Annotated in this window: 20 protein-coding genes and 1 riboswitch; of the genes, 19 read left to right on the top strand and 1 reads right to left on the bottom strand. The window is 44.2% G+C overall.

What is annotated here, in order from left to right; translation table 11 throughout:
* Nucleotides 1-21: 21 nt before the first annotated feature.
* Complete coding sequence (locus tag JI667_RS13450) at nt 22-330, bottom strand: hypothetical protein (protein WP_206855120.1); 309 nt, start codon at nt 328-330, stop codon at nt 22-24.
* Between the two features lie 173 nt (nt 331-503).
* Between JI667_RS13450 and JI667_RS13455 the strand changes: the two genes are divergently transcribed.
* The 19 genes from JI667_RS13455 (at nt 504) to JI667_RS13545 (ending at nt 18,613) form a co-directional block, all read left to right on the top strand.
* A complete protein-coding gene (locus tag JI667_RS13455; protein ID WP_206855123.1) occupies nt 504-785 on the top strand; it encodes a DUF6509 family protein in 282 nt (93 codons plus the stop codon).
* A gap of 188 nt (nt 786-973) precedes the next feature.
* The gene (locus JI667_RS13460) at nt 974-3,502 is read left to right on the top strand and encodes a cyanophycinase (RefSeq protein ID WP_206855125.1); all 2,529 of its coding nucleotides are present in this window, start codon (nt 974-976) and stop codon (nt 3,500-3,502) included.
* A gap of 159 nt (nt 3,503-3,661) precedes the next feature.
* Nucleotides 3,662-3,859 carry a hypothetical protein gene (locus JI667_RS13465; protein WP_098354524.1) on the top strand — a complete coding sequence of 66 codons (198 nt, stop codon included), beginning with the start codon at nt 3,662-3,664 and terminating at the stop codon, nt 3,857-3,859.
* Nucleotides 3,860-3,988: 129 nt separating this feature from the next.
* Nucleotides 3,989-5,125: a sensor histidine kinase gene (locus JI667_RS13470; protein WP_206855582.1), complete on the top strand. Its 1,137-nt coding sequence runs from the start codon at nt 3,989-3,991 to the stop codon at nt 5,123-5,125.
* The gene (locus JI667_RS13475) at nt 5,122-5,721 is read left to right on the top strand and encodes a response regulator (RefSeq protein WP_206855128.1); all 600 of its coding nucleotides are present in this window, start codon (nt 5,122-5,124) and stop codon (nt 5,719-5,721) included. Before JI667_RS13470 ends, JI667_RS13475 begins: the two co-directional genes overlap by 4 nt.
* Nucleotides 5,722-5,985: 264 nt before the next feature.
* Nucleotides 5,986-6,093: riboswitch (TPP riboswitch) on the top strand.
* 117 nt (nt 6,094-6,210) lie between these two features.
* A complete protein-coding gene (tenA, locus tag JI667_RS13480; protein ID WP_206855146.1) occupies nt 6,211-6,924 on the top strand; it encodes a thiaminase II in 714 nt (237 codons plus the stop codon).
* Nucleotides 6,917-7,495, top strand: a complete 579-nt coding sequence (locus JI667_RS13485) for an ECF transporter S component (protein WP_206855149.1) — start codon at nt 6,917-6,919, stop codon at nt 7,493-7,495. The genes tenA and JI667_RS13485 overlap by 8 nt, the downstream gene beginning before the upstream one ends.
* Nucleotides 7,496-7,555: 60 nt before the next feature.
* Nucleotides 7,556-8,932, top strand: a complete 1,377-nt coding sequence (locus tag JI667_RS13490) for an ABC transporter ATP-binding protein (protein ID WP_206855583.1) — start codon at nt 7,556-7,558, stop codon at nt 8,930-8,932.
* Nucleotides 8,929-9,732, top strand: a complete 804-nt coding sequence (locus JI667_RS13495; protein WP_414635239.1) for an energy-coupling factor transporter transmembrane component T family protein — start codon at nt 8,929-8,931, stop codon at nt 9,730-9,732. Before JI667_RS13490 ends, JI667_RS13495 begins: the two co-directional genes overlap by 4 nt.
* Nucleotides 9,713-10,363 (top strand): thiamine phosphate synthase, encoded by a 651-nt coding sequence (locus tag JI667_RS13500; protein WP_206855163.1) that lies wholly within the window; start codon nt 9,713-9,715, stop codon nt 10,361-10,363. The genes JI667_RS13495 and JI667_RS13500 overlap by 20 nt, the downstream gene beginning before the upstream one ends.
* Entirely contained in the window at nt 10,347-11,459 is a 1,113-nt protein-coding gene (gene thiO, locus JI667_RS13505; protein WP_206855166.1) for a glycine oxidase ThiO, read from the top strand. Before JI667_RS13500 ends, thiO begins: the two co-directional genes overlap by 17 nt.
* A complete protein-coding gene (gene thiS, locus JI667_RS13510) occupies nt 11,450-11,653 on the top strand; it encodes a sulfur carrier protein ThiS (protein ID WP_206855171.1) in 204 nt (67 codons plus the stop codon). The genes thiO and thiS overlap by 10 nt, the downstream gene beginning before the upstream one ends.
* Before the next feature lies 1 nt (nt 11,654).
* On the top strand, nt 11,655-12,419 hold the full coding sequence (locus JI667_RS13515) for a thiazole synthase (protein WP_206855172.1): 765 nt from the start codon (nt 11,655-11,657) through the stop codon (nt 12,417-12,419).
* Nucleotides 12,420-12,421: 2 nt separating this feature from the next.
* A complete protein-coding gene (locus JI667_RS13520) occupies nt 12,422-13,438 on the top strand; it encodes a thiazole biosynthesis adenylyltransferase ThiF (protein ID WP_414635242.1) in 1,017 nt (338 codons plus the stop codon).
* An 18-nt stretch (nt 13,439-13,456) separates the two neighbouring features.
* The gene (gene thiD, locus JI667_RS13525) at nt 13,457-14,266 is read left to right on the top strand and encodes a bifunctional hydroxymethylpyrimidine kinase/phosphomethylpyrimidine kinase (protein WP_206855203.1); all 810 of its coding nucleotides are present in this window, start codon (nt 13,457-13,459) and stop codon (nt 14,264-14,266) included.
* On the top strand, nt 14,263-14,907 hold the full coding sequence (thiE, locus tag JI667_RS13530) for a thiamine phosphate synthase (protein WP_280515493.1): 645 nt from the start codon (nt 14,263-14,265) through the stop codon (nt 14,905-14,907). Before thiD ends, thiE begins: the two co-directional genes overlap by 4 nt.
* 108 nt (nt 14,908-15,015) lie before the next feature.
* Nucleotides 15,016-16,398, top strand: coding sequence for an L-cystine transporter (locus tag JI667_RS13535; RefSeq protein ID WP_206855209.1), 1,383 nt, complete (start codon nt 15,016-15,018; stop codon nt 16,396-16,398).
* A 175-nt stretch (nt 16,399-16,573) separates the two neighbouring features.
* Nucleotides 16,574-17,347, top strand: coding sequence for an SDR family oxidoreductase (locus JI667_RS13540; RefSeq protein WP_206855213.1), 774 nt, complete (start codon nt 16,574-16,576; stop codon nt 17,345-17,347).
* Between the two features lie 36 nt (nt 17,348-17,383).
* Nucleotides 17,384-18,613 (top strand): acyl-CoA dehydrogenase family protein, encoded by a 1,230-nt coding sequence (locus JI667_RS13545; RefSeq protein WP_206855229.1) that lies wholly within the window; start codon nt 17,384-17,386, stop codon nt 18,611-18,613.
* Nucleotides 18,614-18,616 lie beyond the last annotated feature (3 nt).

Here is an 18,616-nt window from a genome sequence, read left to right on the forward strand (position 1 = left end):
GGTCCGTCCCTCTCTGGATTTTCATTCACTTTTTTTGGGGAGGTTATTGATTTCTTCTGTCACGACATGGGCCAGGTCATCATTCCCGAATAGGGACAGGACACCGAGTAATGTGGTGTCTGGAATTTCTTCAGATTCTTCTTTGGAAACGGTTAAGTCAATTCCTTCCTGCAGTGCAGGATTCTCTCCTTGCTGAGGGTAGGCCCTTTGATAAAGTTCAGCGGGATCCAGGTCATGATTCACACACCACTGTGCAAACACAAGGATCATCATATGTTCGTCCTTCTGGTAGTTTTGGATGATTTTTTCTTGCATTTCTTTAGAGTTCATTTCCTATCTCTCCTTACACGATGGCTCTATCCATATTATAGCGAAGTTTTAGAAGGAAGCCTATCCATATCCTTTTTAAGAGCAGATAATGAATACGTTTTTAATTGAGTAAGGATAGGTGTATAATAAGAGAATGAAAGAAAGATGTTTCATATTGAAAGGAAGTTAGATGAATGAACATTACCAAGCACCATGCTGAAGAACTGAAAGATCCCACAGGTATCTTAACTGGGGATCGCTATGAAGTGATTCTTGATATCGAAGTACCCGAGGATGATGAACTGTATTCAGAAGAGGGTATATACATAAAAGCCATTTTTGTTCGGGACGAGAATGGAGCAAGACTCGTACAATCTGCAATCATTGAAAGAAACACGGAGTCCTTCCTGGACTTTGAATTGGAAGAAGACGAAGAGAGACTCCTTCTTGCCTACTGCGTGGAACATATTGCGTAAAGTGAATCGAGAGCATCATCCCCTTCTTTTCTGGGGATGATGCTTTTTTTTATTGGGTAAAAGTCCGGGTGGCCAGAAAGGTCCAATTATAACCCATTCTTGCTTTTATGACTGATAATTCAGAGATTTCAGAGTTGGCATGGAATTTGCATGTTAACTTTATGAATGAATGGAAGGGAGAATGGTTGATGATTGATTATTGGAGAAAAGTGAAAAGAGGAATCGTTGTATTGACTGTTTTGGCGGTGGTCGGCAGTATGGCTACTACTGGAATTATGGCCAAAAAGAATGAAAAGAACATTAAAGGGAACCTGGTGATTGTCGGGGGGGCATTAGGGAGCAGTAACTCGGATGTGTATGAAAAGTTCATTGAATTATCCGGAGGAAAGAAGGAAGCAAAAATAGGGATCATTCCATCCGCTTCCAGTTCTATGAAATCTTCCGTTCAATTCAAAGAAGATTTAATGTCATATGGAGTGGATGAAAAATCCATTGAAATCCTTCCTTTTTCTTCTCATGATTTCAAAGGGACAGAAGAGGATGAAAGTAAATGGAAGAGAAACGCTGAAAATCATCACATCACCAAAAGGATAAAAAAACTCACAGGTATTTGGTTTGTCGGTGGTGACCAACTTAAAATCACCGATACATTGATGAAAGAGAATGGGGAGAGGACAAAAGCTCTGGAAGAAATATGGGGTACTTACCGGAAAGGTGCCGTACTTGGCGGGACAAGCGCCGGAGCCGCCATCATGAGTGACGTGATGATAACGGGTGGAGACAGCTTAGGGGGTCTCCGTCAGGAATTTACAACAGAGGATGTATCTAATCCTGAAGATGAATATGCACCAGTCTATATTGAGAAGGGACTGGGATTCTTTCAATGGGGAATTGTCGATCAACATTTCAATGAACGCTCCCGCCTTGGCAGGTTAGCCGCCACAGCCTTACGTTACAATAAAGCTGATGATTTAGCTTATGGAATCGATGAGGATACGGCGATGGTTGTGAACAATCAGGAAAGGACCATTTCCGTATTGGGCAGAACCAATGTGACCATTGTAGATACTTCAGGCTCAACTACAACCGAAAACGGGATTCGTGATCTTGATATCAGTTATCTTTCACCCGGTGATGAGTTACAGGTGAAAACGAAAGAAGTCACCATAGATGAGGATAAGCTTGAAACAAAGGATTATGAATATTACAACTTTATACCTCTTCCGGCCACCGGGGTCTTATCGTCTTATGGCACATTGCCGCACTATCTTTCTTATTCGTTGGTAGACAATGAAGCGGTAGAAGAAGTATCCAGCTATCTTTATGATAGTAAAGGAAATGGATTTGAGCTTATATTCAAACAAACGGATGAAACGAATGGCTACTGGGGTTATCAGGATGGTCAAAAAGATTCCTACTCCATCCTGCATGTGAAAATGGATGTATCTCCTGTGAAAATCAACCTTAGTGGGAAAGATCGGCTGAAACAAGACTTTAAGGAATCCACCCTCGACTTTCCCGAGAGTTCTTTTGATCCTGAAACAGTAGGAAGCTTGGTGATCGTCGGAGGGGCTCTAGGCAGCAGCAATGAAGAGGTTTATAACGAATTCATTAAACGTGCCGGTGAAAATGGGAAAATCGGGATCGTCCCGGCAGCAAGTTCCAGTTTAAAGTCTTCACATGCCTTTAAAGAGGATTTGGCCTCATATGGTGTACTGGCGGAAAACATCGATATCCTTCCTATATCCAATCATGACTTTAAAGGGACTGAAGAAAATGAAGAAGATTGGATGGACAATAAGAATGACACTGATCTTGCAAAACGCATCCTGGAGTATGATGGGATCTGGTTTGTGGGAGGCGATCAAACGAATATCACACAATCTTTATTGAATGAAGACGGAACGAAATCACAGGCGCTCAGCAGTATGTGGGAAATTTACAGAAATGGAGCGGTCCTTGGTGGTACAAGTGCAGGAGCCGCCATCATGAGTGATGTGATGATTGCAGGCGGTGGAAGCTACGACACACTATCAAAGGGGTTTACGGAAAACTATGATGGCATCTCCCAGCAAGAAGGCGGACCCGGATACCTTGAGAAGGGGCTTGGATTCTTCCCATATGGCATCGTTGACCAGCACTTTGATAAAAAAGCACGATTGGGACGGTTGATTGCAACGGCAGCAGTCTATGGAAAAGAAAATGAGTTAGCTTATGGAATCGATGAAGACACCGCATTGATCGTGGATAACGCATCCAATACGGTTGAAGTAAAAGGAAGAGGTGGTGTATCACTAGTGGATTTAAGTCAGTCAGTGCTGTCACCATCAACTCATACGTATAAAGATATCCGTTTATCGTGGATCACATCAGGTGATCAATACAATATAGAATCGAAAGAATTCTTAATCAGCGACCAGAAAATGTCGACAAAAGACTATGAATACTACAAATATAACGCGGCACCACATACGGGAGTTTTAACTCCACACCCGACACTTGCAAATTACTTAAGCTATAACCTGCTTGATAATGAAGGGCAGGATGAAGTGAAAAGCTTTAGCTTTTCTCAAGATGAAGGATTTCAGCTTACCTTCAGAAAAGGAAATCAGACAGAAGGGTTCTGGGGGTACCGGGACGGGAACAAGGATGATTATTCATTTATCGAGGTTGAGATGGATATTGATCCGATAGAAGTCACGATTGAAGACAACTAAAGTGCTAGAAAAGCCTGGGCAGAATTTGCCCGGGCTTATTCGTTATTCAAAGATTAATTATGACATTTGTACTGTGTATATGCTCTATAGCATCTGCTATACTAGTGATAATAATATGATAGCAAATGATATCAATATGATAGAAAAGGGGGGCGAACCTTGTCAGATCAAGGAAAAATGCAACTTAATGTAAGGGTTGATAGAGAAACATCGGAGAAATTGGATGAAATCGTAGAATATTATCAACAGAATACAAAAATTGGAAGGATCTATAAAGGTGACGTCTTAACAGACATCATTCACAAATCCTATGAGGTCATGGAGAAGCAAAAAAGAATTCAAAATCGGAAATACTAGCCACTTATTACAGAGCCGTTAAAGGTATACAATTTCTCATGGACTACATATGAAAATCAGGTTCATCTATGTCATAATATAGGAGACATAGTCAAAATATTGAAAGCAAAAGAGGTATTCAGCATGCAAATGCCGAAAAAAATAATCAATATTCAAAGAGGCTCTGGGATATCACCATACATATGGAGCATCATCAGCATCCTGCCCTTTTACTTTATCTTTCAGTCTTCTTCAACGATTGAAATTGCGGTCGGGATTTCTTTGACCATCGCTTTTTTTATCTCTTTACGTTTTGCTTTTATTTCGAAGGATTGGCCGGTGTATTTATGGACTTCGATATTGATTGCAATTTCCATCACTATGACCATACAGTTTAATTTCATCTATTTCGCTTTCTACATTGCCTATTACAATGGGAATATAAAAAATCGGGTCGCTTTTTTGACGCTTTATATCATCCATCTTGTACTGACAACTGCTTCCATCAACTACAACTTCGTTCTGCAGGATGAATTGTTCCTGTCACAATTTCCGTTTATCCTGATCATCTGGATCAGCGTCATTCTGCTGCCTTTCAATATCTATAATCGAAATAAGCAAGTACAGCTTGAAGACCAGTTGGAAGATGCCAATAAGCGCATTTCAGACCTAGTCAAGCAGGAGGAACGGCAGAGGATTGCGAGGGATCTGCATGATACGCTGGGACAGAAGCTTTCACTGATCGGTTTGAAAAGTGATCTGGCGAGGAAGTTGGTGTATAAAGACCCTGAGCAGGCACGACATGAATTAAAAGACGTTCAGCAAACAGCGAGAACCGCTTTGAGTGAAGTGAGAACGATGGTTTCCCAGATGAGGGGAATCCGTTTGAAGGATGAGATTGTCCGGATCAAGCAGCTCTTAAAGGCAGCTGAAATCGAGTTCCGTATGAGTGAAGACGTTTCCCTCCCTCAATCATCTCTCTTCATGGAGAATATTTTAAGCATGTGCTTAAAAGAGGCTGTAACGAATGTGGTCAAACATAGTAAGGCCTCTTACTGTGAACTCATCTTTGAAGAATCCGATAAAGAACTGACGATTGTGGTGAAAGATAACGGTGAGGGGCTCGGGAATGATTACACACAGTCAGGAGGGAGCGGCTTGATCGGGATGAGGGAACGGTTGGAATTTGTCAACGGAAGCCTGGACATTGTTTCAGAAGATGGCACCACCCTGATCATGAGGGTGCCTAAAATAATCAAACAGACAGACAGGGAGGGAATGGAATGATTCGAATTGTGATTGCCGAAGATCAGCGTATGCTTTTGGGGGCTCTGGGCTCTCTTTTGAGTTTGGAAGATGATATGGAAGTGGTAGGTAAAGCCGGCAACGGTGAAGAAGCCATTGCCCTCGTGCATGAACTGAAGCCGGATATCTGCATCATGGATATCGAAATGCCTAAAAAGACGGGCCTTGAAGCTGCAGAGGAGCTGAAAGGTGAAGATTGTAAAGTGATCATCCTGACTACTTTTGCAAGGTCAGGTTATTTCCAGCGTGCCCTAAAAGGAGGAGTGAAAGGTTATTTGTTGAAGGACAGTCCCAGTGAAGAACTCGCAAACTCCATCCGCCTTGTCATGGATGGGAAACGTATCTACGCACCGGAGCTGATGGATGATGTCTACAGTGAAGAGAACCCCCTCACCGACCGTGAAAAAGAAGTGCTCGAGCTCGTAGCCGACGGGAAGAACACAAAGGAAATCGCCGATGAACTAAGCCTGAAAACAGGTACTGTCAGAAACTATATCTCTACCATACTCGATAAGCTTGAAGTGAAAAATCGAATTGAAGCCATCACACAATCCAAAGAAAAAGGATGGTTTAAATAAAAAGAGGGACGGACCTTTTTGAAGGTCCGTCCCTCTTTTTATAACCTTGCATAGAATCGAATGTTTATTCGGTTATGCTGGAATGGTAGAAATGAAAAGACGAATTTTAGATAAAAAAATTTCCTGAAATGAATACTGCTGCACCTTTTGCTGTTACTGAATCTGAGGCCCGATTGGAAACTGCAAAAAAATCATGATATGTTTTTTTATGTTGACAACTCAATGAATCATGATACGATAACATCGAAAACAAAATTTCATAAGACGATCCACTAGGGGTGCCTTTAAAAAGGCTGAGATTAAAGTGTGACTTTAAGACCCTTTGAACCTGATCTGGTTGAGACCAGCGGAGGGAAGTGGTGTTTGACGGTCGCGAAGAATACGATTCTATTATTCTGATCTCAAGCCACTTTCTGTATGCTGTATGCATCACGGGAAGTGGCTTTTTTGTTGCCCATTTCGGGTCGTCTGGAAAAGGAGCAGGAAATCATGTCATTTTCAAAAGTATTACGGAACGAAGTCAACGAGATTTGGGAAGAGAGCTTTTATCATCCTTTCGTCAAAGGAATCGGTGATGGAACACTCCCAATCGAGAAGTTCAAGTACTATCTTCTGCAAGATGCCTATTACCTTTCACACTTCTCAAAGGTGCAGGCGCTCGGTGCATCAAAGGCAATGGACCTACATACGACATCGCGAATGGCAACGCACGCTGTGGGAACAAATGAAGCAGAGCTTTCGCTTCATGAAAATTTCTCCAAGAGATTAGGAATCACGGAAGAAGAAAGAAATAATTTTAAACCAGCCCCTACAGCCTATGCCTATACCTCGCATATGTATCGTTCCGCTAGATATGGGGGACTGGCCGATATCCTGGCGGCGATCCTCCCATGCCACTGGCTTTATTACGAGATAGGGGAACGCTTGAAATCATGCACGCCTGAAGAGCCGATTTATCAGGAATGGATTTCAGCCTATGGCGGGGAATGGTTCAAGGAGTTAGTGGAAGAACAGATCAATCGACTTGATGAATTGGCAGAGAGCATGACCGAATCGGATAAAGAAAGAATGAAAGAAAATTTCATCTTGAGTAGCATCTATGAATTACAGTTTTGGGAGATGGCTTACACACTTGAAGAATGGCCGTTTCAGCATGCTCTCACTCCCGATGCCGGAAAGAAAAAAGGTGAGCTTCATGTCTAAATTAAAATTAACGGACATTTTAGTCACGGTTGTCATTTCCATCATGTTCGGGGTGATTTATAAGCTGTGGGGACCATTGTACAACGTGTTGAAGCCAATCGGACTACATGCGGATCAATTCATCTATGGGATGTGGTTCATGGCGGCCACGGTGGCATTTTTGATCATCCGTAAACCGGGAGTCGCCCTTTTAGCCGAAATAGCCGCTTCTTCCGGGGAGTTTCTGATGGGTTCTGAATGGGGACTGGAGGTCCTTTTATTTGGCATCATACAAGGGTTGATGGCAGAGCTGATTTTCTTGATTACGAAATATAAACGCTATGATCTTTGGATTATAAGTTTAGCGGCGGTTGGTTCTGCATGTGGTTCCATCTTTATGGACTACACGAAAGGATATATGGGAGATTTGGTTCTTTGGAATCTGTCATTATTCATCGTTGCGAGATTATTGGGTTCGATCGTTATCGCAGGTGTAGGTTCTTTTTACTTGGTAAGGGCACTCGAGAGGACCGGAGTCACAAGTCTTGTAAGACGTGCTGATCAAAAAGAATACGATGCATTGAATCATTAAGGGGTGACGGCTTTGCATGTTGAAAACCTTCGACTTACATTTCCAGGGTCCGAGAAACGGATGTTTAATGATGTCAGTCTTTCAATCAATGAAGGGGAAAAAGTATTGCTATTGGGACCATCAGGATGTGGTAAATCAACGCTTCTCCATGTTTTATCCGGGGTGATCCCCCGGTCTGTGGATGTTCCCATGAGAGTATCAAGCGTTGAGATTTGTGAGTCATATGGCTATGTATTTCAAGATCCCGACTCTCAATTTTGTATGCCCTTTGTGGATGAAGAATTGGCCTTTGTGCTGGAGAATTTACGGACCCCTCGTGAAGAGATGAAAGGAGAAATACGATTTCTGCTATCAGAAGTGGGACTGGAGCTTGATGACCCACATACGAAAATCTCAACATTATCAGGAGGAATGAAGCAGAAGTTGGCGATTGCCTCTGCCCTTGCTTTGAACCCAGGGACTCTGTTCCTGGATGAACCGACCTCGCTGTTGGACGAGGAGAGTACAGAATCTGTGTGGGAAACCATTAAAGGAACGTGTAAACATAAGACACTGGTGGTTGTAGAGCATAAGCTCGACCATGTTCTGGAAATCATAGATCGAATCATTTTGTTTGATGCGGATGGAACCATACTGGCGGATGGAAAGAAAGCTTGGATACTTCACCATTACAAAGAAACGTTAAAGTCCTTAGGTGTTTGGTACCCGGGAGCGTGGGATGAGTATTTGGCTTCCCGCACCCAAAGGGAAATTCCCTCCTTTGGACCAGTGGCCGCAAAAATCGAGAACTTTAGGGGCTATATCCAAAGAAAAGAGAAGATACATCTTCCGCGTGCTGTCATTCATAGAGGGGAATGGGTCGTCATTACAGGCAGGAATGGTGCGGGGAAATCTACGTTACTTCACAGCTTCATGAAATTCATCCTGACCACCGGGACGTACGAACTAAGTGGAATACAGGTGAAAGGAAAAAAGGTTCCCAAAGAGTGTGCGTTTGTTTTTCAAAATCCTGAGTTACAGTTTGTCACACATTCCGTTTTTGACGAAGTTGCCTATAGTTATCGGCTTGAGAATTTGGATGAAGAGCGTGTAGAGAAAAGGGTAGAAGAGTTACTTGAAAGATTCAAGCTCAGTCCATACAAGGATCATCATCCCTATTCACTATCCATGGGTCAAAAACGGAGATTAAGTGTTGCGGCTTCAACTGTCTCCAGTAAGGAGATTTTGTTACTGGATGAACCTACCTTTGGACAGGATGCTCACAATACCTTCAGCCTGATTGAAATGCTTCAAACGTTACAACGGAAAGGCTCTGCAATTTTGATGGTCACCCATGATGAAAGAATCATCCATCACTTTGCCAACAGGGTGTGGACAATAGAAAAGGGACGATTGATTCGAGATGTTGCTGTAAATGTGGGAGACAACGTGTTGTGAATATGGAGTTCGTTCATAGACCTACCTGGCTCCATCACATAAATCCAAGTCTGAAATTACTAGTGATGATCGGACTATTATTATTTTTACTATTTGTTCATTACCTGAATTGGCTTCTATATTTCACTTTACTCTCTGTCTTCTTACTATGGTCTTTCTCGGGATATTCTAAGAGATTGGTGCTGTTGATGGTTCTTCCTTTTTTGCTTGTCTTTCTATCTACAGCCTCCTCTATGATCATGTTTGGGAAAGGAGAGATGACCTGGTTTACGTGGGGAGTGATCCATGTGACGGAGGAAAGTTTTTTCAGGGGGATCCACATTGGATTGAGAGCGTTTGTATTCGCTGTTTTAGGGCTATTATTTGCTCTTACCACAAGACCTGTCCTGCTTTTTTATTCCCTGATGCAACAATTAAAACTGAAGCCGAAGTATGCATACAGTTTCATGGCGGGTCTGAGGCTGATTCCCATCATGATGGAAGAATTCAATACGATCCGGAATGCCCTGAAAGTCAGGGGCACCCGGGAACGAAAGGGCATTAAGAAACTAGTCCATAGTATACTGTCCTACTCCATCCCCTTACTGGCACAAAGTATCCGCAGGGCTCACAGAATAGCGGTAGCAATGGAAACGAAAGGGTTCAAAGGTGAAGGGGAGAGGACCTATTTCTACAGAGTAAGATTTTCGAAATATGATGGTTATTTTATCTGGAGCATCATCCTCATCATGACGGTAAGTTATGCTGCTTCTATTTATCTGCCAATTTTTCCGACGGGGGATGTTCGCTATAGAAATTGAAAAGAAAAGGAGTTTACATGTCATTTCCACTGGTCAGCAATCAAGGGAAGAATTGGTGAAAATCTCGAAAACCATTCACCCCTATATAGATATGCTTCATATTCGTGAAAAAAGCTGGACAGGTGCGGAGTTGGCTGAAACTGTTGATGAATTAACAGGAGCTTGTGTTCCGTTAAGAAAGCTGTGCATCAATGACCGGGCAGACATCGCTTTTATGAAGCACATGAGAGGAGTCCAACTTGGACACCATAGTGCTCCTGTTGACTTAGTGAAGAAGGTTTTTCCATCTTTAAAAATCGGGGCATCGGTGCACAGCATGCTCGAAGCACTTCTGGCATATGAACAAGGGGCAGATTTCCTTCTGTACGGGAATGTTTATGAAACAACGTCGAAACCAGGGAAGCAAGGTACAGGGATTGGCAATTTAGAAGAAATTGTTTTGAACATCCCTCTACCCATAATTGCCATCGGGGGTATATCACCCGGACGAGTTGAAGACATTTTGAGAACCGGTGCAAAGGGTATAGCGGTATTGTCAGGTATATTCCTTTCTGAAGACCCTCTTGAAGCAGCTCGGGCTTATTATAAGTCAATTCATAAGGAGGTGATACAACTTGAGGAAACAATATGATGTGTTGATTGTAGGGGGAGGTGTGATCGGCTGCTCCATTCTGTATCAGCTTGCCAAAAGAGGAAAGAAAATATTGTTGATCGAGAAGAATCAATTGGCATCCAGAGCCTCCAAAGCAGCAGCGGGAATGCTAGGGGTCCATACGGAGTTAAATGGGGGAAGCCCCCTCTATCGTTTGGCTAAGAACAGCCGCAATATGTATCAGGTACTTGCACAGGAATTGAAAGAAGTAGCCGGTATGGATATAGAGTATGTGGAAAATGGAATGATCAAAATGGCTGGGACAGAGGAAGAGGCACAGGCTTTAAGAAGTGCTGCTTCCCAAACAGATCAGGATGAAGGAATAGAGTGGTTATCCCCTCTTAAGCTATCAGCCTTCGAGCCTCATCTTTCGAAGCAAGCGACAGGTGGTTTATTCATTCCGCGAGATGGAAACGTCTCGGCACCGAAGCTGACAGAAGCGTTGGGGGTCGCGTCAGTCAGATTAGGGGCAGATGTCAAGGAGTATACAGATGTTTATGACTTTATAGTTGAAGGAAGCAGGATATCGGGAGTTCAAACGTCAATCGGTTCCTTTTATGCATCTGAAATAATCGTTGCAGGTGGTGCGTGGAGTCAATCCCTATTGGAGAGAATCGGTGTGACACTTCACTCTTTTCCAGTCAAAGGGGAATGCTTTTCGGTGAAATACTCCCGGAAATTAGTGGTGAGGACTATTTTCACTGAGGGTTGTTACATTGTTCCGAAGGTTGGTGGTCAGTTTCTAATAGGAGCAACAGAACATCCTCATACCTTCGATGAGACCATTTCCGTCAGTGGAATAATGAAGTTGATGAAGAAAGCTACAGATATCATTCCTGACCTGGTTCATGCAGATTGGGAAAAAGCCTGGTCAGGAATACGGCCTCAAACACACGGTGGTCTTCCTACTATCGGAAGGAGCGAAAGGTGGGAAGGGCTTTCCATTGCAACAGGTCACTATCGGAATGGCATTCTTCTTGCCCCCATAACGGGAGTCATGATGGCAGACCTAATGGAGAGAAAAGAGAATCCATTACTACATTCACATGTTGGGAGTTTTAGAAAGTGGAATTAAAGATAAATGGACAGCTGGTGACAGTGCCTGACACAATCACTACGATAGAAGATCTTATACACCATTTCAAACTGAAGAATCGAACGATTATGGTTGAACAGAATCACACCATTTTAAGAAAAGAAGAACATGAAAAGGCAGCAGTTGAAAACGGAGATACGATTGAATTAGTCCAATTTGTTGGAGGCGGTTGATATGTTGAAAATCGGAAACTATACATTCCATTCCAGATTATTGTTAGGAACAGGGAAATATCCAGATTTTGATATTCAGAAGAAAGCAGTTGAGGTTTCTGGTGCAGAGATTCTTACGTTCACGGTAAGGAGAATGAATATATTCGAGCCCAGCCAACCCAATTTCTTAGAAAAACTCGACTTGGATAGCTACTCATTATTACCCAACACGGCTGGTGCCAAGACAGCTGAAGAAGCAGTGCGGCATGCAAAGTTGGCCAGAGCATCAGGACTTTGTGACATGATTAAAGTAGAAGTGATTGGATGTGATAAAACATTATTGCCCGATCCCGTGGAAACGCTGAAGGCTACGGCAGAACTGATTAAAGAAGGATTCACCGTTCTTCCTTATACATCCGATGATGTGGTTCTTGCAAGGAAATTGGAAGAGTTGGGAGCACATGCCATTATGCCCGGTGCATCACCAATCGGATCGGGGCAAGGAATTGTGAACCCGGTAAATCTTCGCTTCATTATTGAACAGGCAAATGTACCGGTCATCGTTGATGCTGGGATTGGATCACCTGCAGATGCTGCTTATGCTATGGAACTGGGAGCGGCTGCTGTGTTATTGAACACTGCGGTGTCACAAGCGAAAGATCCAATTAAAATGGCCAATGCCATGAGACTTGCCATTGAGGGTGGCCGTTTTGGGTATGAAGCCGGGAGAATTCCCCGAAAGCGCTATGCATCGGCAAGCAGTCCGATGGATGGGATGAGTGTTTGAATGTGGAGAGATATTCAAGACAGATCTTGTTTTCGCCTATTGGAACAGAGGGCCAGGAAAGAATAAGGGGTAAACATGTGCTCATTATTGGTGCAGGAGCTTTGGGAACAGGGAACGCGGAAGTCTTTGTTCGTGCCGGCATTGGAAAGCTGACGATAGTGGACCGTGATTACGTCGAATGGAGCAATTTGCAACGACAGCAGCTCTACAATGAGCAAGATGCAAAAAGTCGTCTTCCTAAGGCAATAGCAGCCAAAAGGAGACTGGAGGAACTTAATTCTACAGTTGATATCAAAGCACATATTCTGGATGCGATGCCTGAAGAGTTATTGAACCTGGCCATGGGTGTGGACCTGATCATCGACGCCACAGATAACTTTGAAACAAGGATGATCATGAATGATGTATCCCAAAAACGTTCCATACCCTGGATCTACGGAGCCTGCGTGGGGAGCTATGGTATTTCATTCACAATTCTTCCCGGTGTCACACCGTGTCTTCAATGTTTACTCGATGAAGTTCCGCTAGGGGGATTGACCTGTGATACAGCAGGAATCATCAGTCCTGCCGTCTCACAGGTAGTAGCCTATCAAACGACAGAGGCACTAAAGATTTTGGTGGAAGACTATGAATCTCTTAGTCAAAGGGTCGTCTCTTTCGATTTATGGAAAAATGAGCATGTGTCCCTGGATGTAAGGAAGTTGAAAAGAGAAGAATGTCCTTCATGTGGCATTCATAGAACGTACCCAAGTCTTCGTTATGAAAATCAAACCAAAACGGCCGTCCTATGTGGACGGGATTCCGTTCAAATCCGGCCAGCTTCAAGCCATTCTGTTGACCTCTTGGACATAGCTAGAATACTTGAGAACCAGGGCAAGCAAGTGGAAAGGAATCCTTACTTGATTAGGTTCGAGGACGATTCCCTCAAGGTCGTATTATTCTATGATGGACGGGCGCTTGTTCATGGAACGAAAGAAATAAAGGAAGCAAAATCAGTTTATCATCGTTATTTTGGTTGAAAGAGGGAGTGAATTTAGATGGTGTATAAAGCGTTGACGATAGCAGGATCTGATAGCGGTGGCGGCGCAGGCATTCAAGCGGATCTAAAAACCTTTCAAGAGTGCCATGTCTATGGTATGTCTGCCATTACGGCCGTTACAGCTCAAAATACAAATGGTGTGCAAGGTGTATATCCACTGTCGGTATCGGGAGTCATAAGACAATTGATATCCGTAGCTGAAGATTTACCTCCCCAAGCCGTAAAAACAGGAATGTTAGTGAATGATGAGATCATTGCATCTGTTGCGGATTTTGCCAGCTCCTCAGGCTGGGAAAAGCTTATAGTGGATCCTGTGATGATTGCGAAAGGTGGAGCTTCTTTATTGGAAGAAAAATCGATTGAAACATTGATCAATCACTTAATCCCAATTGCTTACGTCATCACTCCCAATATACCTGAAGCAGAAACATTAACGGGAAGAGAGATCCTGAATGTCGATGATTCCCGTAAAGCTGCGGAGGACCTATACAAGATGGGGGCTAAACATGTGGTTATTAAAGGCGGTCACCAGTCACAATCTCAATCATTCTATGCGACTGACATTCTTTATGATGGAAAAGAATTTTATGAGTTTACAAGTCCCAGAATCTCTACACCCCATACGCATGGAACTGGCTGTACGTTCTCTGCGGTCATCACCGCAGAATTGGCGAAAGGGAAAAGCGTCTATGATTCAGTCCTGACTGCCAAGGAATTTATCACAGCAGCCATCTCACATTCACTAGGGATCGGGAGTGGACACGGACCAACGAACCATTGGGCTTACTATCAAAAGGTGAAACTATGACTCTGAGAGAATGCTTAAAGCTATATTTTGTGATGGGCACCCAAAATTGTGAGAGATCTCCTGCCCTTGTGTTGGAAGAGGCACTCTCAGGCGGCGTTACCATGTTTCAATTTCGTGAGAAGGGGGTCTCTTGTTTGAAAGGAAAGCCTATAATTGAACTCGCCCTTGAACTCCAGCATTTATGCCAAAAGTACAGTGTTCCCTTCATCATCAATGACGATGTGGAGCTAGCATTGTTATTGGACGCAGATGGTGTACATATAGGGCAAGAAGACGAATCCATTAAGGGAGTCCGTGAAAAAATCAAGGATAAAATTCTTGGTGTCTCAGCCCATAATGTGAAGGAAGCCAGGCTCGCATTAGAGTCAGGTGCAGATTATCTTGGGGTCGGCCCGATGTTTTATACGACAACAAAGATTGATTGTAGAATCGTTAAAGGACCAAAGGTGATTGAATCCATAAGGGCAAAGGGAATCCATCTCCCCTTGGTCGGGATTGGTGGGATCCATCCCGGGAATGTAAATGAGGTAATGGAAGCAGGTGCAGATGGTGTAGCGGTCATCTCAGCGATTTCGAAACGACCAGAACAAACTCGTTCGCTTTTTCAATCGGTCCAGGATAGTCTTTTACAATCAATGTAGATGAACTTTTATCGGACAAAGCAACATATCTTGCCCTCCCCAATCATACTATACAGTAGACCCCGGTCTAACTTGTATCATCATCAACGATAAGAGGGAGGGTTTTGAATGAATGTCTGGTTTGTTTTATTGAACATTTTGGTGTTTCTTGTTCTCATTGGTGTACTATTTCATATGCAAAGAAAAAATGTTTCGTTTTCAAAACGGGTGTTTGCCGCGCTCGGATTGGGAATTGTTTTTGGTCTCGGTTTACAGTGGGTGTATGAGGCAGGAGATGAAAATGTCTCCCAATCGATTGAATGGTTCAATATTGTCGGAACGGGTTATATTAAACTGCTTCAAATGATTGTCATGCCCCTCGTGTTTGTGTCGATATTATCTGCTTTTACAAAATTGAAACGATCTTCTAATCTAGGGAAAATTTCTGTATTGATCATCGGATTGCTTGTCGGTACGACTGCTGTGGCGGCTGCAGTGGGAATCGCGACAACCGCGGCATTCGATCTGGAAGCCATCCAAATCGATCAAGGAAATGCAGAAGCAGCAAGAGGTGTTCAACTGGAGGAGCGGGCAGCGGCTTTAGAAGGTCAAAGCTACCCTCAGAAAATCCTGGAGCTCCTGCCTCAGAATCCTTTCCTTGATTTGACCGGAGAAAGAGCAACGTCGACCATAGCGGTTGTGATCTTTGCAGCCTTCATCGGTGTCGCCTATTTAGGGGTTCAGCGTAAGGAACCAGATGCGGATTTCTTCAAAAAAATCGTGGAGTCCATCTATGCAGTCGTAATGAGAATCGTGACCCTGGTATTGAGGCTGACGCCATTCGGTGTGCTTGCCATTATGGCGAAAACAGTCGCACTGAGTGATTTCGATGCCATCATGAAACTGGGTGAATTTGTAGGTGCGTCCTATATTGCCCTACTCATCATGTTCTTGATTCATTTAATACTATTGACGCTTACAGGACTGAATCCAGTCACCTACGTGAAAAAAGTACTTCCCGTATTGGCTTTTGCCTTTACGTCCAGATCAAGTGCCGGGACACTCCCACTAAACATTCAAACACAGAAGAATAAACTGGGTGTATCAGAAGGGATCGCCAACTTTTCGGGATCTTTCGGATTATCCATCGGGCAAAACGGATGTGCCGGTGTGTACCCGGCTATGCTTGCCGTCATGATCGCACCGACGGTCGGCATCGATCCATTTACCCCTTCATTTATTTTCACGCTCATTGTCGTCGTTGCCATCAGTTCCTTCGGGGTTGCCGGAGTTGGCGGTGGTGCCACATTTGCCGCTATCCTCGTCCTTTCTGCCATGGATCTGCCGGTGGCGTTAGCGGGTCTTTTGATTTCAATCGAACCTTTAATCGACATGGGCCGGACGGCGGTTAATGTGAGTGGTGCAATGACATCAGGTATCATCACGAGTAAGGTAACGGGAGAACTGGATACGGAGACCTATAATAAAGAAATAATTGAAGCAGAAGCTTAAATGCCGGGCTGGCTCATGATTTAATGAGCCGGCTTGTTTATTGGAAAAGGGGAATTTTCTTTTTCGAGTATTTATGATTGAAAATTCAGACTATATTCATTACTATAGAAGTAACATACCGACCGGTTAGTATCTTAGGTGTGTGAATGACTGTATGACATAGGGAGGCAGGAAAATGCATGTAAAGGACTTGTTTGATTTATCTGGTAAGGTGGCATTGGTGACTGGTGGAGGCAGGGGTCTTGGAAAGCAGATCGCGACCGGTTTTGCTGAAGCAGGGGCAAATGTTGTCGTCTGTTCGAGAAATGTAGAAGCATGTGATGAAGTCAAAAAGGATTTAAAGGGTTTGGGCGTTCAAGCTCTTTCCTTTCCATGTGATGTCACGAATCCGGAAGACGTCGCGAAGGTTGTGGATGAAACCCAAAAAGCGTTTGGCCGCATAGACATCCTGGTGAATAACAGCGGAGCTTCGTGGGGGGCACCTGCAGAAGAAATGCCACTTGAGGCGTGGCATAAAGTCATCAACGTAAATGTGAATGGGACCTTCATTATGTCACAGGCCGCAGGAAAGCTGATGCTTGCGCAACAGGCAGGTAAAATCATCAACATCGCGTCTGTAGCAGGTCTTCAAGGAACGGATCCAAGGTATATGGATGCCATCGGCTACAGTACAAGTAAAGCAGCAGTCATCAATTTCACCAAGGATCTTGCCGTGAAATGGGGCTCCCGAGGAATCCATGTTAACGCGATCGCACCAGGCTTCTTTCCGACAAAAATGTCGAAGGGAATCCTCTCCCACGCAGGAGAAGCCATTTTAGAAGGCACGCCGTTAAATCGATTCGGCAGCGAAGATGATCTAAAGGGAGCGGCTCTTTTCCTTGCTTCCCGTGCATCTGATTTTGTAACGGGTTCGGTTCTTGTAGTGGATGGCGGCTCATCAGCCATGTAGCAAGTGGAAATAAATCAATAAGGAAGGAAGGATGTCATGGAGTTCTCCTACTCTCCGAAAGTTCAAGAATATCAAAATAAACTATCCCGTTTTATGGAAGATTACGTTTATCCGAATGAATCATTATATGAGGAACAGCTTAATAGGCAAGAAACACGTTGGAGCGCCGTCCCGCCCATCATGGAAGAATTAAAATCCGAAGCAAGGAAACAAGGGTTGTGGAACTTATTCCTACCAGATAGTGAGTATGGGGCTGGATTAAGTAATGTGGAATATGCACCGCTTTGCGAAATCATGGGCAGGTCATTGATCGGTCCGGAAGTATTCAACTGCAGCGCTCCGGATACAGGCAATATGGAAGTGCTGGAGCGTTATGGCACCCCTGCCCAAAAGGAGCGATACCTGACCCCCCTCCTGAGTGGTGAGATCCGCTCCTGTTTCTCGATGACGGAGCCGGAAGTCGCCTCTTCCGATGCTACAAATATCAAGGCTAGTATCGTTCGGGACGGGGGTGAATACGTCATCAATGCAAGGAAATGGTGGTCTTCCGGCGCCGGTGATCCACGGTGCAGCTTCTCCATCTTGATGGGGAAAACAGACCCTGATGCAAGACGACATGAACAGCAATCGATGATCATTGTACCACTGGACGCGGAGGGAGTGAAAGTCGAACGGATGCTGCCTGTCTTTGGATACGATCATGCTCCGCATGGCCACGGGGAAATCACCTTTACCGATGTCCGGGTGCCCGTAGAAAATATGATCTGGTCGGAAGGGAAAGGTTTTGCCATTGCCCAGGGCCGATTAGGTCCAGGCAGGATCCATCATTGCATGCGCTTAATCGGTGCAGCGGAACGAGCGCTTGAAGAATTATGTAAGCGCGTTCAAGACAGGGAAGCTTTCGGTAAGAAGCTTTCAACACAGGGGGTCGTCATGGAATGGATCGCAGATTCACGAATTGAAATCGAGCAGGCACGCCTTCTGACCTTGAAAGCCGCTTACATGATGGATACCGTCGGGAATAAATTGGCCAAACAGGAAATCGCGATGATCAAGGTAGTGGCGCCTTCCATGGCATTACGTGTCATAGACAGGGCCATTCAGGCATTTGGGGCGGCCGGGGTATCAGGTGATCATTCGATGGCGGCACAATGGGCGAACGCCCGAACATTACGACTTGCCGACGGACCTGATGAAGTACATCGTGCCCAATTGGCCAAATTAGAGCTTAAGAAATATCAAAAAGCCTCTCCGGTAGAGAGCTAGGAA

This window comes from Bacillus sp. NTK074B, from assembly GCF_017303375.1.
Lineage (GTDB): Bacteria > Bacillota > Bacilli > Bacillales > Bacillaceae_B > Rossellomorea.

Excerpts from the sequence above, each read along its gene's own strand:
- JI667_RS13450 (WP_206855120.1), bottom strand. The coding sequence starts at position 330 with ATGAACTCTAAAGAAATGCAAGAAAAAATCATCCAAAACTACCAGAAG.
- JI667_RS13455 (WP_206855123.1), top strand. The coding sequence starts at position 504 with ATGAACATTACCAAGCACCATGCTGAAGAACTGAAAGATCCCACAGGT.
- JI667_RS13460 (WP_206855125.1), top strand. The coding sequence starts at position 974 with ATGATTGATTATTGGAGAAAAGTGAAAAGAGGAATCGTTGTATTGACT.
- JI667_RS13470 (WP_206855582.1), top strand. The coding sequence starts at position 3,989 with ATGCCGAAAAAAATAATCAATATTCAAAGAGGCTCTGGGATATCACCA.
- JI667_RS13475 (WP_206855128.1), top strand. The coding sequence starts at position 5,122 with ATGATTCGAATTGTGATTGCCGAAGATCAGCGTATGCTTTTGGGGGCT.
- tenA (WP_206855146.1), top strand. The coding sequence starts at position 6,211 with ATGTCATTTTCAAAAGTATTACGGAACGAAGTCAACGAGATTTGGGAA.
- JI667_RS13485 (WP_206855149.1), top strand. The coding sequence starts at position 6,917 with ATGTCTAAATTAAAATTAACGGACATTTTAGTCACGGTTGTCATTTCC.
- JI667_RS13490 (WP_206855583.1), top strand. The coding sequence starts at position 7,556 with ATGTTTAATGATGTCAGTCTTTCAATCAATGAAGGGGAAAAAGTATTG.
- JI667_RS13500 (WP_206855163.1), top strand. The coding sequence starts at position 9,713 with ATGTTCGCTATAGAAATTGAAAAGAAAAGGAGTTTACATGTCATTTCC.
- JI667_RS13515 (WP_206855172.1), top strand. The coding sequence starts at position 11,655 with ATGTTGAAAATCGGAAACTATACATTCCATTCCAGATTATTGTTAGGA.
- thiD (WP_206855203.1), top strand. The coding sequence starts at position 13,457 with ATGGTGTATAAAGCGTTGACGATAGCAGGATCTGATAGCGGTGGCGGC.
- thiE (WP_280515493.1), top strand. The coding sequence starts at position 14,263 with ATGACTCTGAGAGAATGCTTAAAGCTATATTTTGTGATGGGCACCCAA.
- JI667_RS13535 (WP_206855209.1), top strand. The coding sequence starts at position 15,016 with ATGAATGTCTGGTTTGTTTTATTGAACATTTTGGTGTTTCTTGTTCTC.
- JI667_RS13540 (WP_206855213.1), top strand. The coding sequence starts at position 16,574 with ATGCATGTAAAGGACTTGTTTGATTTATCTGGTAAGGTGGCATTGGTG.
- JI667_RS13545 (WP_206855229.1), top strand. The coding sequence starts at position 17,384 with ATGGAGTTCTCCTACTCTCCGAAAGTTCAAGAATATCAAAATAAACTA.